At 61.4% G+C, this 14,817-nt stretch carries 12 protein-coding genes; all 12 read left to right on the top strand.

The annotated features are described in order from the left end of the window. The first annotated feature begins 78 nt into the window (after nucleotides 1-78). Complete coding sequence (locus tag ACA065_RS07215) at nucleotides 79-1,194, top strand: ABC transporter substrate-binding protein (protein WP_497693915.1); 1,116 nt, start codon at nucleotides 79-81, stop codon at nucleotides 1,192-1,194. Between the two features lie 45 nt (nucleotides 1,195-1,239). Continuing rightward, nucleotides 1,240-2,298 (top strand): FecCD family ABC transporter permease, encoded by a 1,059-nt coding sequence (locus ACA065_RS07210; protein ID WP_497693914.1) that lies wholly within the window; start codon nucleotides 1,240-1,242, stop codon nucleotides 2,296-2,298. Then, a complete protein-coding gene (locus ACA065_RS07205; protein ID WP_497693913.1) occupies nucleotides 2,295-3,080 on the top strand; it encodes an ABC transporter ATP-binding protein in 786 nt (261 codons plus the stop codon). The genes ACA065_RS07210 and ACA065_RS07205 overlap by 4 nt, the downstream gene beginning before the upstream one ends. A 93-nt stretch (nucleotides 3,081-3,173) precedes the next feature. Then, nucleotides 3,174-3,818, top strand: coding sequence for a glutathione S-transferase N-terminal domain-containing protein (locus ACA065_RS07200; RefSeq protein WP_497693912.1), 645 nt, complete (start codon nucleotides 3,174-3,176; stop codon nucleotides 3,816-3,818). 192 nt (nucleotides 3,819-4,010) lie between these two features. Further along, nucleotides 4,011-6,452 carry a penicillin acylase family protein gene (locus ACA065_RS07195; protein WP_497693911.1) on the top strand — a complete coding sequence of 814 codons (2,442 nt, stop codon included), beginning with the start codon at nucleotides 4,011-4,013 and terminating at the stop codon, nucleotides 6,450-6,452. A 183-nt stretch (nucleotides 6,453-6,635) separates the two neighbouring features. After that, the gene (locus ACA065_RS07190) at nucleotides 6,636-7,640 is read left to right on the top strand and encodes a ligase-associated DNA damage response exonuclease (RefSeq protein WP_497693910.1); all 1,005 of its coding nucleotides are present in this window, start codon (nucleotides 6,636-6,638) and stop codon (nucleotides 7,638-7,640) included. After that, nucleotides 7,637-9,271 carry an ATP-dependent DNA ligase gene (locus ACA065_RS07185; protein ID WP_497693909.1) on the top strand — a complete coding sequence of 545 codons (1,635 nt, stop codon included), beginning with the start codon at nucleotides 7,637-7,639 and terminating at the stop codon, nucleotides 9,269-9,271. The genes ACA065_RS07190 and ACA065_RS07185 overlap by 4 nt, the downstream gene beginning before the upstream one ends. A 1,325-nt stretch (nucleotides 9,272-10,596) precedes the next feature. Beyond that, a complete protein-coding gene (locus ACA065_RS07180; RefSeq protein WP_497693908.1) occupies nucleotides 10,597-11,376 on the top strand; it encodes a transporter substrate-binding domain-containing protein in 780 nt (259 codons plus the stop codon). A 59-nt stretch (nucleotides 11,377-11,435) separates the two neighbouring features. Next, a complete protein-coding gene (locus ACA065_RS07175; RefSeq protein WP_497693907.1) occupies nucleotides 11,436-12,164 on the top strand; it encodes an ABC transporter permease in 729 nt (242 codons plus the stop codon). Next, nucleotides 12,161-12,871, top strand: coding sequence for an ABC transporter permease (locus tag ACA065_RS07170; protein WP_497693906.1), 711 nt, complete (start codon nucleotides 12,161-12,163; stop codon nucleotides 12,869-12,871). Before ACA065_RS07175 ends, ACA065_RS07170 begins: the two co-directional genes overlap by 4 nt. A gap of 9 nt (nucleotides 12,872-12,880) precedes the next feature. Continuing rightward, the gene (locus ACA065_RS07165; RefSeq protein ID WP_497693905.1) at nucleotides 12,881-13,999 is read left to right on the top strand and encodes a succinylglutamate desuccinylase/aspartoacylase family protein; all 1,119 of its coding nucleotides are present in this window, start codon (nucleotides 12,881-12,883) and stop codon (nucleotides 13,997-13,999) included. A 13-nt stretch (nucleotides 14,000-14,012) separates the two neighbouring features. After that, entirely contained in the window at nucleotides 14,013-14,777 is a 765-nt protein-coding gene (locus tag ACA065_RS07160; protein WP_065903037.1) for an ABC transporter ATP-binding protein, read from the top strand. Nucleotides 14,778-14,817: the final 40 nt, after the last annotated feature.

Raw genomic sequence — 14,817 nt, 5'->3', positions numbered from 1 at the left:
GTCGCTCATGTCATCGCCCACGCCTCATCGCCAGCGTCGATTATGAGTTCTAGCTTTCCCTCCCCTGGAGCCCCCGCCATGTTCAAACCCCGTAACGTGCTCAAGCTCGGCGTGCTGTTCGCCGCGCTGGTCCTCGGCCACGCCGAAACCGCCGCCGCCCATGAAGTCACCGACGTGCTGGGCCGCAAGGTCGAGGTAAAGGACGACGTAAAACGTGTGGTGCTCGGCGAAGGCCGCTTGATTTCGGCATTTGCCCTGCTCGACAAGGACGCGCCATTCCAGCGCATCGTCGGCTGGCAGAATGATTTGAGGCTGCTGGACCAACACACCTACAACGCTTATGTGGCGAAGTTTGCGACGGTCAAAGACATCCCGCTGATCGGGCAGGCGTCGGAGCAAAGCGTCAGTGCTGAGGAAATTCTCGCGCTCAAACCTGACCTGGCAGTGTTCAGCATCTCCGGCCACGGCCCGACCGAACACAGCGCAGTGGCTGACGTGCTGGCCAAGGCCGGCATCCCAGTGCTGTTCGTCGATTTTCGCATCAACCCGGTGCAAGGCACTCACACCAGCATGAACGCGCTGGGCCAGGCGTTGGGGCGTGAAGCCCAGGCCAAAGCGTTCCTGGATTTTTATGACCAGCACATCAAGGTCATCACCGACGCCGTCGCCACCCTGCCGGCTGGCCCGCGCCCCAGCGTGTTCCTCGAACTGCTGGCCGGTGCCTGGCAGGCGCCAGGGCACACCACCGGTAAAAGTGGCATGGGTGAAGTGATCAAGCTGGTCGGTGGGCGCAACATCGCCGCCGAGGTGGTGCCGGGTGCGCTGGGTGATATCAGCGTGGAGTACGCGCTGAAAGCTGACCCGGATGTGTACGTGGCCACCGGCAACCACAAACCGGGGCTGATTCTGGGCGCGGGCGTGAGCACCGATGAAGCACGCGAGGCATTTGCTCGCGTGTTGGCGCGCCCTGAGTTTGCGAATCTTCGCGCGATTCGCGAGGGCAATGCCCACGGCCTGTGGCATGACTTCTACAACTCGCCGTACAACGTGCTGGCGATTGAAGCGCTGGCCAAGTGGGTGCACCCGCAGCTGTTCGCCAAGCTCGACCCGCAGGCGAGCATGGAGCAGATCAATCGGCAGTTTCTGGGCATGCCGTTGCAGGGTGCTTACTGGATTGACGCAAAAGCCAAGTAACCCACATTTTCAGATCTTGATCATTTTCAAAATTGTGTGAGCCCAATGACCACTCAAACCCTCGACCTCGCCAGCGCCACCCACGGCTACCGTCGCTTGCTGGCACGCCGTGCCTGGCTGCTCGCGCTGCTGGGCACGGCGCTGGTCTGCGCGATTCTGGTCGACCTGGCCAGCGGCCCTTCGGGCATGGGCCTGTTGGCGTTGCTCGACGGCGTATTGCACCCGTCGCACCTGAGCGCCACCGACCAGGTGATCATCTGGAACGTGCGCCTGCCTTACGCACTGATGGCAGTGCTGGTCGGCTGCGCGCTGTCGCTGGCCGGGGCCGAGATGCAGGCGATCCTGAATAACCCACTGGCCAGCCCCTTTACGCTCGGCGTGTCGTCGGCGGCGGCATTGGGTGCATCGCTGGTCATTGTGTTTCCGGTGACCACGTTGTGGGTGTCGGCCAACACCGCAATCTCCCTCTCGGCGTTTATCTTCGCGGCAGCCTCGGTGTTTTTGCTGCAAGCCATGTCGCGCCTGCGCGGTGCGGGCGTGGAAAGTTTGGTGTTGTTCGGCATCGCGCTGGTGTTCAGTTGCAATGCGGTGGTGGCTTTGCTGCAACTGGTGGCTACCGAAGACGTATTGCAACAATTGGTGTTCTGGACCCTGGGCAGCGTGACCCGCGCCAACTGGGACAAGCTCGGCATCCTCGCCCTGGTCGTAGCCGTGGTGATGCCGTTTTCGTTTGCCGCCGCACCGCGCCTGACCCTGCTGCGCATGGGTGAAGACCGCGCGCAAAGCTTTGGCGTGGACGTGAAGCGCCTGCGGTTTTTCTCGCTGCTGCGCATCAGCCTGTTGTCGGCCACCGCCGTGGCGTTTGTAGGCACCATCGGGTTTATCGGCCTGGTCGGTCCGCATATCGCGCGGATTCTGGTCGGCGAAGACCAACGCTTCCTGCTGCCCGCCAGCGCCTTGACCGGCGCGTTGCTGCTGGCGCTGTCGTCGATAGCCAGCAAGCTGATCATGCCGGGTGTGATCGTGCCGGTGGGTATCGTCACCGCGCTGGTGGGCGTGCCGATTTTCGTGGTGTTGGTGTTCAAGCGCGGGAGGCAGCTATGAGTAAGGGCTTATCGGTACACAACGCCAATGTCAGTTATGGCCGGCGGCAAATCGTGCATGACCTGAGTTTGCCCACCCTGCCCCACGGCAGCCTGACGGCGCTGATCGGCCCCAATGGCGCAGGCAAATCGACCTTGCTACGCGCCATCGCCGGGCTGGAAAAGATGCAAGGCGTGGTAAGGCTGGGCGACCTGGACTTGTCGGCCATGTCCGTGGCAGAGCGTGCACACCGCGTTACTTACATGCCGCAAAACCTGCCACCCGGCCTGAGCCTCAGCGTGATGGAAAGCGTGATCGCCGCATTGCGCGTGGCCAATGTGGAGGGCATCCCGTTATCCAGCGAGGCCTGCCTGCGCGAAGCCTTTGAGGCGTTGCAGCGCATTGGCATCGCGCACCTGGCTGATCAACTGTTGAGCACCTTGTCTGGCGGCCAACGCCAACTGGTCAGCCTCGCCCAGCTCATCGCACGCCGCCCTCAGGTGATGTTGCTCGACGAACCCACCAGCGCCCTCGACCTCAATTACCAGTTGAAAGTCATGGATTGCGTACGCGCACTGGTGAGCGAGCACAACCTGATCGCCGTGGTGGTGCTGCACGACATCAACCTCGCCGCACGTTTCGCCGACCACATCGCCGTGCTGCGTCAAGGCCGGCTGTACGCCAGCGGCGCGGCGGATGAGGTGCTGGACCCCGCGTTGTTTGCCGACGTGTATGGCGTACAGGTGCGGATTGAGCGGTGCTCGCAGCAGTCGTTGCAGGTGTTGGTGGATGGCGCTGGGTAAAAGGCGTCTAAGGTTAGACGCAAATGTTTGATTGAATTATTGCCCTTCGATCATCACCTATAGCTACAGGCATTCGCTCATTTGGAGAGCTTCATGATCGACCTGTACTACTGGACCACCCCCAACGGTCACAAAGTATCGCTGTTCCTGGAAGAAGCCGGTCTGCCCTATAAGGTGCACCCGATCAACATCGGCCAGGGCGACCAGTTCAAGCCGGACTTCCTGAAGATCGCTCCCAACAACCGCATTCCGGCCATCGTCGATCAAAACCCGACCGACGGCGGCGCGCCAATTTCGTTGTTTGAATCCGGCGCCATCCTGCTGTACCTCGCGGAAAAAACTGGCCAGTTCATCCCCAAAGACCTGCGCGGTCGCCAGGAAGCGTTGCAGTGGCTGTTCTGGCAAATGGGCGGGCTGGGACCGATGGCCGGGCAAAATCACCACTTCAGCCAATTCGCGCCGGAGAAAATCCCCTACGCGATCAAACGCTATGTGGACGAAACCGCGCGCCTGTATGGCGTGTTGGATCGGCGCCTGGCCGACCGCGCGTTCGTGGCGGGCGAGGACTACAGCATTGCCGACATGGCGATCTACCCGTGGATTGTTTCCCACAAATGGCAGAGCCAACGCCTGGAGGATTTCCCCCACGTGCAGCGTTGGTTCAACAGCATCAAGGAACGGCCGGCGACGGTTCGGGCCTATGAGCTGGTGCAAAAAGTGAATCCGCCCAAGTCCTGATCCCCGGTGATCATTCCCACGCTCTGCGTGGGAATGCCGCCCTGGACGCTCCGCGTCCGCGCCTAAAGCGTGACGCAGAGCGTCACAAAATGCATTCCCACGCAGAGCGTGGGAACAATCCTGCTTGCGTCGTTTCGCCGCGCTCACTAACGTAGCGCCTTTAATGACGCTACCCCCCGCAGGAGCTTTGCCATGGCCTCGCCAGCCCTCTCACATTTTCTTCCCCGGTTCGGCGTTGCCGCGGCAGTGGCCAGTGCGTTAAGCCTGGCCGGTTGCCAGCTCCAGAGCACCCAGGACACCCTGCCGCCGGTTGCCGGCGTGCAGCCGCTCAAAGGCCTGGCACAGAATGTTTCGATACGCCGCAATGCCCAAGGCATGCCGCTGATCGAAAGCAACACCTTCCATGACGCGCTGTTCAGCCTCGGTTATGTCCACGCCAGCGACCGCATCACGCAGATGGTCACCCTGCGCCTGCTGGCTCAGGGCCGTCTGGCGGAAATGTCCGGCCCTGAGGTGCTCGACGTCGACCGTTTCATGCGGGCCGTCAACCTGAAAAAAAGCGCCGGCGAGCTGTATAACGCCTCGTCGCCGCGCCTCAAGCGCTTCTTTGAAGTGTATGCCCGCGGTGTCAACGCCTACCTGTTCCGCTACCGCGACAAGCTGCCGCCAGACTTGGCCCAGACCGGCTACAAGCCCGAGTACTGGAAGCCGGAAGATTCGGCGCTGTTGTTCTGCCTGCTGAATTTCAGCGAGTCGAGCAACTTGCAGGAAGAACTCTCGTCGCTGGTGCTGGCGCAGAAAGTTGGGGTCGACAAACTCGCGTGGCTCACGCCAAGTGCGCCGGATGAGCCGATTCCACTGGCCGAAACCGACAAGCTCAAAGGCGTGAACCTTGGCCAGATCACCGGCCTCGCCGGGTTGGACGCAGTCGGCCAGCAACTCAACAGCCTCAACGCACTGGCGGTGACGACCTCGAGCAACTGGGCGATCGGCCCACAACGCAGCCGCAGTGGCAAAAGCCTGCTGGCCAGCGACCTTGCCGCCCAGCCGCAAGCGCCGTCGCTGTGGAACTACGTGCAGATTCGTGCGCCGAAATACCAGGCGGTCGGTGCCTCGATTGCCGGCCTGCCGACTCTGCTATCCGGTTTCAACGGCAAAGTGGCGTGGAGCATGAGCGCGGTCAAAGGCGACACCCAGGACCTGTTCCTGGAAAAGGTCAAACGCCAGGGCAGCGCGCTGTACTACGAGAACAACGGCAAATGGCTGCCGGCCGTCGTACGTAACGAAACCTACTTCGCCAAGGGCCAGCGGCCACTGCGCGAAGTGGTGTACGAAACCCGCCACGGCGCCCTGCTCAACAGCAGCCAGGCGCTCACCACGGGTTTGGGCCTGGCGCTGCAAACCGCCGATTTCAAGGACGACAAGAGCCTGGACGCGTTCTTCGACCTGTCCCGCGCGCAAAACGCCGGCAAGGCCTCGGACGCCACCCGGGAAATCCGCGCCATCGCGCTGAACATGATTTTCGCCGACGCCAGCAACATCGGCTGGCAAGTCACCGGCCGCTTCCCCAACCGCCGCGAAGGCGAAGGCCTGCTGCCCTCGCCGGGTTGGGATGCGCGGTTTGACTGGGACGGTTACGCCGACGCGATGCTGCACCCGTACGATCAGGACCCGGCCCAAGGCTGGATCGGCACCGCCAACCAGCGCACCGCACCGCGCGGCTATGGCATGCAGTTGTCCAACTCCTGGGATGCGCCGGAGCGCAGCGAGCGCCTGGCGCAGCTGGCCAACGCCGGCAAGCATGACAGCCGCAGCATGATCGCCATGCAATACGACCAGACCACCACTTTTGCCGCCAAGCTCAAGACCATGTTCCAGGCGCCGGGCATGGCCCAGCCGCTGAAACAGGCGATTGATGCGCTGCCGACAGGCGATGCGGCCAAGGCACGTGAGGCGCTGAATCGCCTGATGGCTTTTGATGGGCGCCTGGCGCCAAGCTCTGCCGACGCGGCGATCTACGAGCTGTTCCTGCAGGAAAGCACCAAGCAGATCTTCCTCGACGAACTCGGCCCGCAAAACAGCGCCAGCTGGAAAGCCTTTATCAGCAACGCCAACCTGTCCTACTCCGCCAACGCCGACCACTTGTTGGGCCGCGAAGACAGCCCGTTCTGGGACGACGTGCGCACTGCGCAAAAAGAAGACAAACCGGCGATCCTCGCCCTCAGCCTTGCCGCCGCGATCACGGCGGGCGACAGCCAACTGGGCGGCGATCACAAGGCCTGGCAGTGGGGCAAGCTGCACACCACCACCTGGAAAAACACCAATGGCCAGGTGATTCGCGGCCCACTGGCCAGTGGCGGCGATCACAACACCTTGAACCCGGCGCCGTACAGCTGGGGCCAGGACTTCAACACCACCCAGGTGCCGGCGTTGCGCATGATCGTCGACTTCGGCCAAGTGGAACCGATGACGGGCCAGGGCGGCATCGGCCAGTCCGGCAACCCGGCCAGCCCGAACTATGCGAACGGCATCGACCCGTCGCTCAAGGCGCAATACCTGAGCTTCCCGATGCAGCCGCAAAACTTTGAGAAGGTGTATGGGAAAACGCGGTTGACCCTGACGCCCGGCAAGTAATGATGGTTCCCACGCTCTGCGTGGGAATGCATCCTGTGACGCTCCGCGTCACGCCTTCAAGCGCGGACGCAGAGCGTCCAGGGCAGCGTTCCCACGCAGAGCGTGGGAACGATCCCATATCCAATCGAACTTCTTTTATTCCCCCCGCCTCCTACCTGATAAGCCCACTGCCCCGGCACGCCCATGGACCTTGTCATCGCCCGGCCTGAAGGCCTCTACTGCCCCGCTGGTGATTTTTACATCGACCCGTGGCGCCCGGTCGAGCGCTCAGTCATCACCCACGCCCACGGCGACCACGCCCGCACGGGCAACCAGCACTACCTGGCCGCTGCGCCCGGTGAAGGCATCCTGCGTTCGCGCCTGGGCCAGGACATCAACCTGCAAACCCTGGCCTACGGCGAAAAACTCGTGCACCACGGCGTGACCTTAAGTTTTCACCCGGCCGGGCATGTACTCGGCTCCGCCCAAGTGCGCCTGGAATACCAGGGCGAAGTCTGGGTCGCGTCCGGCGACTACAAAGTCGAACCCGATGGCACCTGCGCGCCGTTCGAGCCGGTGCGCTGCCACACCTTTATTACCGAATCCACCTTTGGCCTGCCGATCTATCGCTGGCAGCCCCAGGCGCAGATATTCGCCGGCATCAATGACTGGTGGCAGGCCAATATCGCCGCAGGCAAGGCCAGCGTGTTGTTCTGTTATTCGTTCGGCAAGGCCCAGCGCATCCTGCATGGCATCGACGCCAGCATCGGTCCGATCCTCAGCCATGGCGCCGTCGAACCCTTGAACCGCGTGTACCGCGAGGCCGGGGTCTACATCCCCGAAACCCTCTACGCCGGCGACTTCAAAAAGACCGACCCGCTGCTGCGCCAAGCCCTGATCATCGCCCCGCCGTCCGCGGGCGGAAGCAGTTGGATCAAGCGTTTCGGCGATTACAGCGACGCCTTCGCCAGCGGCTGGATGCGCCTGCGCGGTACACGGCGGCGGCGCGGTGTGGACCGAGGCTTTGTGCTCTCGGACCACGCCGATTGGCCGGGGCTGTTGTGGGCCATTGAGCAAACCGGCGCCGAGCGGGTGATGGTCACCCACGGTTCTGTCGGCGTGTTGGTGCGCCACCTGCGGGAAAAGGGCCTCGACGCCCAGGGTTTTACCACCGAGTACGGGGATGACGAAGAAGAGGCCACGGCATGAAAGCCTTCGCCGAGTTGTACGCCAACCTCGACGCCACCACCTCCAGCAACGCCAAGCTCGCGGCGCTGCAAGCCTACTTTCGCCAAGCACCGCCGGAAGATGCTGCTTGGGCGGTGTACTTCTTGTCCGGCGGGCGGCCTCGGCAACTGGTGCCTACGCGTCTGCTGCGCGACATGGCCACCGAAGCATCAGGGATTGAACCCTGGTTATTCGAGGAGAGTTACCAATCAGTAGGTGACCTGGCCGAAACCATTTCCCTGCTGCTGCCAGAATCCACTTACACCTCGCAAGACGGCCTGGCAGTGTGGCTGGAAGACAAACTGCTGCCCCTGCGTGGCCTGCCACCCCAGGAATTGGCCGAACGCCTGCCCGCGCTATGGGCGCAATTGGATCAGCCGAGCCTGATGGTGTGCATCAAATTGATCACCGGCAGCTTTCGCGTGGGCGTGTCCAAATTGCTGGTCACCCGCGCCCTCGCCGCCATGGCTGACCTGGACAGCAAACGCGTGGCCCAGCGGCTGGTGGGCTACACCGACCTGTCCAATCGCCCGACGGCCGAAGGCTACCTCAAGCTGATCGCCGCCGAATCATCCGACGAACATGCGCAACGCGGCGGGCAGCCTTATCCGTTTTTTCTCGCCCATGGGCTGGCGCAACCGGTGGAGCAATTCGACGCCCTGCTCGGTTCGCCTGCCGACTGGCAGGTGGAATGGAAGTGGGATGGCATTCGCGCGCAACTGGTCAAGCGTGAGGGGCGGCTATGGATCTGGTCGCGGGGTGAAGAGCTGGTGACCGAACGCTTCCCTGAACTGCACAGCCTGGTCAGCGGCTTGCCGGATGGCACGGTCATCGACGGTGAAATCGTGGTGTGGAAGGACTCAGTGCAACCCTTCGCCCTGCTGCAGCAGCGGATTGGCCGCAAGACCCTGAGCAAAAAAGTCCTCGAGGACGCGCCAGTCGCCGTCCTCGCTTACGACCTGCTGGAACATCAGGGCGACGACTGGCGCAACCACACCCAGGCCGAGCGCCGCGCCCAGCTTGAGCAGGTGATTGCGCGGTGCAACCAGGCGGTGCTGCTGCCCTCGCCGTTGCTGACAGGCACGAGCTGGGCCGACCTGGCGCAGCAACGTGAAGACTCTCGGCGCCTCGGCGTGGAAGGCATGATGCTCAAGGCCAAGGATGGTCTGTACGGTGTGGGCCGCACCAAGGACATGGGCGTGTGGTGGAAATGGAAAGTCGACCCGTTCAGTGTCGATGCGGTGTTGATCTACGCCCAACGCGGCCATGGTCGGCGCGCCAGCCTGTATAGCGACTACACCTTTGCGGTGTGGGACGGCCCGCCCGGTACGGAGCGCACGCTTGTTCCCTTCGCCAAAGCCTATTCGGGATTGACCGACGAGGAAATGCGCAAGGTTGACGCTATCGTGCGCAAAACCACGGTGGAGAAATTCGGCCCGGTCAGCAGTGTCACGCCGAGCATGGTGTTTGAGCTGGGTTTTGAAGGGATTGCGTTGTCCAAGCGGCATAAGAGCGGGATTGCGGTGCGGTTTCCCAGGATGTTGCGGTGGCGGCAGGATAAGGCGGTGGATGAGGCTGACAACCTAGGGACTTTGCAGGATCTATTGGCCTGAGGCATTACTTACAAACACTGCACCTCAATGTGGGTGCCGGGCTTGCTCGCGATGGGGTTTGGTAGATTGAGTACATATCCGTTGCTGCGGTAACGGCTTCGTATGGTTCCGCTCTTACAGCGGGTCACTTTTGGCAAACGCCCCAAAAGTAACCAAAAGGTCTTTGCCCCACCACTCGGTGCCTCGCTAAGGCTCGGCATGCCCGCACTCCGGCCCGTTTCCGCGGGTCGCCGCGATGGGCCATCCCTGGCCCAGCGCGGCTAAACCGGCATCCCTGCCGGTTTACCCGCTCCACCGTGCCTACGTGCGGCCATCGTGGTTAACGGGGCCTGTCAGATCAAAAGCATATCAAGATCAAAAGCAAGAGCACGGCGGCCTAGTAGCCGACCTGAGTGGTTGAAGCAAAAGCAGGGCAACAGCACAGCAAAAGCAGATCAGAAGCGGAGCTGCTTTTCTGTGGGAGCTGGCTTGCCTGCGATGCAGACACCTCGGTACATCAGGCATAACCAGTTGATGCCTTCGCAGGCAAGCCAGCTCCCACATTGACCGAGTACACACACATCTACCTGATGTACTGAGCTCAAAATGTGGGAGCGGGCTTGCTCGCGAATGCGGTGTGTCAGCCACTAAATGCATCAACTGACACACCGCCATCGGGAGCAAGTCGAACCGTCGCACCGCCCCTCCCACATTTAACCGAGTTCAGTTTCCAAAAACAGGTCGGCTGTCAGGCCGCCTCGGCTTGCTTTTAATCTAACCACTCAGGTCGGCTACTAGGCCGCCGTGCTGTAGATCTTGATCTTGATTTTGATCTTAGGCGCCCCGTCAACCACGCTGGCCGAACGCAGGCTTTGGAGCGGGGGTAAACCGGCAGGACGCCGGTTTAGCCGCGCTGGGCCAAGGATGGCCCATCGCGGCGGCCCCCGCTCCAAAGCCTGCGTGAGGGCACACCGAGCCTAAGCGAGGTGCCGAGTGGTGGGGCAAGAGCCTTTTGGTTACTTTTGGGCTCTTTTCAAAAGTGACCCGCCGTAAGGGCGGAACCCATATCCGCCATCACCCAAACAACGGATATGTACCCAGCGGCCCCGCAACAACCACCACACTCAACCCGCAAACCTTCATCTACACCAGACCCAAAATAGTGCACTGAAAAATCAACGCCCATTTTCGGGCATCTCCTACACTCAGATCTCCCTTATCCCACCTTTTAAAACGCCCATTCGGAACTATGGTGCAGAAATTGCTACTTGTGATCCGTCTGACACCGTTCAGTAACAGTCCTAAACGCGCCACAAGCGCTTATCTTGGTTTCCAGGGATTACATAATGAAAAAAGCATTGCTGACCCTTTCTGCACTGGCTCTGTGCATGGCTGCTGGTGTTGCTACAGCCAAGGAATACAAGGAATTGCGTTTTGGTGTCGATCCTTCCTACGCGCCGTTCGAGTCCAAGGCCGCCGATGGCAGCCTGGTGGGCTTCGATATCGACCTGGGCAATGCGATCTGCGCCGAGCTGAAGGTTAAGTGCAAGTGGGTCGAAAGTGACTTCGACGGCATGATTCCGGGCCTGAACGCCAACAAGTTCGACGGCGTGATTTCCTCGATGACCGTGACCGAAGCCCGTGAAAAGGCAATCGACTTCTCTAACGAGCTGTTCTCCGGCCCGACTTCCCTGGTGTTCAAAAAAGGCGCGAACTACTCCACGCCTGAGTCCCTCAAGGGCAAATCGGTAGGCTACGAACAAGGCACCATCCAGGAAGCTTACGCCAAGGCTGTGCTGGACAAGGCCGGCGTAACCACCAAGGCCTACGCCAACCAGGATCAGGTATACGCTGACCTGACGTCCGGCCGTCTCGACGCTTCGGTACAAGACATGCTGCAAGCCGAACTGGGCTTTTTGAAGTCGCCGGCAGGCGCTGGCTACGAAGTCAGCAAGGCCATCGACGACCCACTGCTGCCGTCGAAAACTGCGGTCGGTATCAAAAAAGGTAACAAAGACCTCAAGGCCTTGCTCGATAAAGGTATCAAAGCGTTACACGATGATGGCACCTACGCCACCATCCAGAAGAAACACTTCGGCGATCTGAACCTGTACAGCGGTAAATAACACCCCGGCGCCCACCTGTTTCAGGTGGGCGCTTTTTTATCGCCATAGGTCCTGAATTCATGTTTGAAGATCTTTTGCAAACCCTGGGGCTGAGTGCCTTCAGTTTGAAGGGGTTCGGCCCGCTGTTGCTGCAAGGTACGTGGATGACCGTGAAACTGTCGGTCGCCTCCCTGGCCGTCAGCGTCCTGCTGGGCCTGCTCGGCGCCAGCGCGAAACTGTCCAGCGTCAGCCTGATCCGCATCCCCGCCCAGCTCTACACCACCTTGATTCGCGGCGTGCCCGACCTGGTGCTGATGTTGCTGATTTTCTACAGCCTGCAAATCTGGCTGACCGGCTTTACCGACTTCATGGAATGGGACTACATCGAGATCGACCCATTCAGCGCCGGGGTGATCACCCTGGGCTTTATCTACGGTGCCTATTTCACCGAGACCTTTCGTGGCGCGATCCTCGCGGTGCCGCGTGGCCAGCTCGAAGCGGCGACCGCCTACGGGCTCAAGCGCGGGCAGCGGTTTCGCTACGTGACCTTCCCGCAAATGATGCGCTTTGCCCTGCCGGGCATCGGCAATAATTGGATGGTGATGCTCAAGGCCACGGCGCTGGTGTCGATCATCGGCCTGGCGGACCTGGTCAAGGCCGCTCAAGACGCCGGCAAGAGCACTTATCAACTGTTCTATTTCCTGGTTATCGCGGCGTTTATCTACCTGCTGATCACCAGCGCCTCCAACTTCGTCCTGCGTCGGCTTGAACGTCGCTACTCTGCTGGGTCCCGGGAGGCCGTGCGATGATCGAACTTCTGCAGCAATACTGGCGGCCCTTCCTTTATAGCGACGGCCAGCACATTACCGGGCTGGCAATGACCCTGTGGCTGCTCAGCGCCTCGCTGGTGATTGGTTTTCTGGTGTCGATCCCGCTGTCCATCGCCCGCGTCTCGCGCAAACGCTATATACGCTGGCCGGTGCAGTTCTACACCTACCTGTTTCGTGGCACGCCGCTGTATATCCAATTATTGATTTGCTACACCGGGATCTACAGCATTGCGGCGGTGCGTGCTCAGCCGGTGCTGGATGCGTTCTTTCGGGATGCGATGAACTGCACCATCCTCGCTTTCGCCCTGAACACCTGTGCCTACACCACCGAGATTTTCGCCGGGTCGATCCGCAGCATGGCCCACGGCGAAGTCGAAGCGGCCAAGGCTTACGGCTTAAGCGGCTGGAAACTGTATGCCTACGTGATCATGCCCTCGGCTCTGCGCCGCTCGTTGCCGTACTACAGCAATGAAGTGATCCTGATGCTGCACTCGACCACGGTGGCATTTACCGCGACGGTGCCGGACATTCTAAAGGTGGCGCGGGACGCCAACTCGGCCACCTACATGACCTTTCAATCATTTGGTATCGCCGCGCTGATCTACTTGACCGTGACCTTTGCCCTGGTCGGGCTGTTTCGGCTGGCGGAACGTCGCTGGCTGGCCTTTCTCGGGCCGAGTCATTAAGGAGTCGTGATGCGTCATCAGGTACATGATCTGATCGCGCCGGTGCCAGGCACGGCGCGGCAGATCCACAGTTTCCACTTCGGCCCAGCGCTGGCGCAAAGCAAGGTCTACATCCAGTCATCGCTGCATGCCGATGAGCTGCCGGGCATGCTGGTGGCCTGGCACCTCAAGGCGCGCCTGGCTGAGTTGGCGGCGGCCGGAAGGCTGCTGAGCGAAATCGTGTTGGTGCCAATCGCCAACCCGGTGGGCCTGGAACAGGTGTTGATGGACATTCCGCTGGGCCGCTATGAGCTGGAAAGCGGGCAGAATTTCAATCGCCGGTTTGTCGACCTCAGTGAAGAGGTCGGTAACCAAGTCGAGTATTTGCTGGGGGATGACTCGCAGCACAATGCCCGACTAATCCGTGCCGCGCTGTCCACTGCTCTCGCCCAGCAAACCGCCGACACCCAGTTGCACTCCCAACGCCTGGTGCTGCAACGCCTGGCCTGTGATGCCGACATGGTGCTGGACCTGCATTGCGACTTCGAAGCCGTGGCGCACCTGTACACCACGCCCGAAGCCTGGCCGCAGGTGGAGCCACTGGCGCGCTATCTCGGCTCGGAAGCCAACTTGCTCGCCACCGATTCCGGCGGGCAATCCTTCGATGAATGTTTCACCTTGGTGTGGTGGCAGTTGCAGCAACGCTTCGGCGAGCGCTTCCCGATTCCCATGGGCAGCTTTTCGGTGACCGTCGAGCTGCGCGGCCAGGGCGACGTCAACCACGGCCTGGCCCGCCTGGACTGCCAGGCAATCATCGATTACCTGACACACTTCGGCGCGATTGAAGGCACTGCGGCGCCACTGCCCGAGCTGCCCTACCCGGCCACCCCGCTGGCGGGCGTGGAGCCGGTGACGACGCCGGTCGGCGGCTTGCTGGTGTTCAGCGCCCTGCCGGGGGAATACCTGGAAGCCGGGCAACTGATCGCCGAAATCATCGACCCCATTACTGACCGCGTAACGCCTGTGCACTGCCAAAAGGCCGGCCTGCTTTACGCCCGTTCGCTGCGGCGCATGGCCACTGCCGGGATGGTGATCAGCCATGTCGCAGGCACTGAAGCCTACCGCAGCGGCTACCTACTTTCGCCTTGAGGATGCACGCCCCATGTACAAATTGACGGTTGAAGGCCTGCATAAAAGCTATGGCGACAATGAAGTGCTCAAAGGTGTTTCGCTCAAGGCCAAGACCGGTGACGTGATCAGCCTGATCGGCGCCAGCGGCTCGGGCAAAAGTACCTTTTTGCGCTGCATCAACTTTCTGGAAACCCCCAACGACGGCGCGATGACCCTCGACGGCCAGCCGATCCGCATGGTCAGCGACCGCCATGGCATGCGCGTGGCCGACGACGCCGAGCTGCAACGCCTGCGCACACGGCTGGCGATGGTGTTCCAGCATTTCAACCTGTGGAGCCACATGAGCGTGCTGGAAAACATCACCATGGCCCCGCGCCGGGTGCTGGGGTGCAGCAAGAAGGACGCCGAAGATCGCGCCCGTCGCTACTTGGACAAAGTGGGCTTGCCGGCGCGCGTGGCCGATCAATACCCGGCGTTCCTCTCCGGTGGCCAGCAGCAACGGGTGGCCATCGCCCGCGCCCTGGCCATGGAGCCCGAGGTGATGCTGTTCGACGAACCCACCTCGGCCCTCGACCCGGAGCTGGTCGGTGAAGTGTTGAAGGTAATCCAGGGGCTGGCCGAGGAAGGCCGCACCATGATCATGGTCACCCACGAAATGAGCTTTGCGCGCAAGGTGTCGAGCCAGGTGCTGTTTCTGCACAAGGGCCTGGTGGAAGAGCAAGGCGCGCCTGCGGATGTGCTGGGCAATCCGAAGAGCGAGCGCCTGCAGCAATTCCTGAGCGGTAATTTGAAGTAAACCTTTGCGACGCCTGGAGGGTCTTTGAAAGAGAGCCTCC

The sequence above is a fragment of the Pseudomonas sp. LBUM1640 genome, assembly GCF_059716225.1.
Note: the sequence above shows the minus strand (reverse complement) of the source record. Positions and strands in the feature narration are given on the sequence as shown.

Coding starts and splice junctions, on each gene's coding strand:
- ACA065_RS07215 (WP_497693915.1), top strand. CDS start 79: ATGTTCAAACCCCGTAACGTGCTCAAGCTCGGCGTGCTGTTCGCCGCG.
- ACA065_RS07210 (WP_497693914.1), top strand. CDS start 1,240: ATGACCACTCAAACCCTCGACCTCGCCAGCGCCACCCACGGCTACCGT.
- ACA065_RS07205 (WP_497693913.1), top strand. CDS start 2,295: ATGAGTAAGGGCTTATCGGTACACAACGCCAATGTCAGTTATGGCCGG.
- ACA065_RS07200 (WP_497693912.1), top strand. CDS start 3,174: ATGATCGACCTGTACTACTGGACCACCCCCAACGGTCACAAAGTATCG.
- ACA065_RS07195 (WP_497693911.1), top strand. CDS start 4,011: ATGGCCTCGCCAGCCCTCTCACATTTTCTTCCCCGGTTCGGCGTTGCC.
- ACA065_RS07190 (WP_497693910.1), top strand. CDS start 6,636: ATGGACCTTGTCATCGCCCGGCCTGAAGGCCTCTACTGCCCCGCTGGT.
- ACA065_RS07185 (WP_497693909.1), top strand. CDS start 7,637: ATGAAAGCCTTCGCCGAGTTGTACGCCAACCTCGACGCCACCACCTCC.
- ACA065_RS07180 (WP_497693908.1), top strand. CDS start 10,597: ATGAAAAAAGCATTGCTGACCCTTTCTGCACTGGCTCTGTGCATGGCT.
- ACA065_RS07175 (WP_497693907.1), top strand. CDS start 11,436: ATGTTTGAAGATCTTTTGCAAACCCTGGGGCTGAGTGCCTTCAGTTTG.
- ACA065_RS07170 (WP_497693906.1), top strand. CDS start 12,161: ATGATCGAACTTCTGCAGCAATACTGGCGGCCCTTCCTTTATAGCGAC.
- ACA065_RS07165 (WP_497693905.1), top strand. CDS start 12,881: ATGCGTCATCAGGTACATGATCTGATCGCGCCGGTGCCAGGCACGGCG.
- ACA065_RS07160 (WP_065903037.1), top strand. CDS start 14,013: ATGTACAAATTGACGGTTGAAGGCCTGCATAAAAGCTATGGCGACAAT.